Consider the following 643-nt stretch of genomic DNA (forward strand, 5'->3'; position numbering starts at 1 on the left):
CCGCCTGACTGCTTACGGTCCACCAGCGCTGGTATTGCGCCGGGCGATCCAGCTTTCTGACAGCGGCAAGCCTTTAGAAGCCTTTCCGCTGCTGGCAATTGCGGCACGCGCCGGGATTGTCGAGGCCGAATACCGCGTCGCTCGTTGCTATCTCGAAGGTTTGGGTGTGCCGCCAAGCCGGTCGGAAGGCGCGCGTTGGCTGCGGCGAGCGGCCGATCACGGCAGCCCCGATGCCCAGTCGCTCCTCGCCGCGCTTTACGTGGCTGGACTGGCGGCGCAGGAGCCCGACGGCAATGGCTTGGAATCGCAAAGCTTGTTCGAACGGGATTCCTCGCGGGAGCCGGAATTCGCGGCAGCGTTCGGGCTCGCGAAAAAGGCAGCCGAAGCTGGCTCCGCAACCGGGCAGGCAATTCTCGCCTATATCCTTAGCAGAGGCCCCGAAGCGATGCGGGACCTGGATGCGGCGCATGGCTGGTATGAGAAGTCTGCGGCAGCCGGCTGCCCTGAGGGATGCCTGGGCCTTGCTCTTTCCCTCGCCCGGCGCGGGCAGCCTGCGCAGACGGCCAAAGTTGCCGCCGAGGTTCGACGCGCTGCCGACGCCGGTCTGCCAACCGCAATCTACCTTCTTGGGGTCCTGACTGAG

General features: G+C 65.9%; 1 protein-coding gene. It reads left to right on the top strand.

The annotated features are described in order from the left end of the window. Window positions 1-4: 4 nt before the first annotated feature. Window positions 5-643: tetratricopeptide repeat protein (locus EN943_RS37280; RefSeq protein WP_164778621.1), on the top strand; the 639-nt coding region annotated here is incomplete at its 3' end.

The organism is Mesorhizobium sp. M7A.F.Ca.US.006.01.1.1 (assembly GCF_003997935.1).
Taxonomy (GTDB): Bacteria; Pseudomonadota; Alphaproteobacteria; order Rhizobiales; family Rhizobiaceae; genus Mesorhizobium.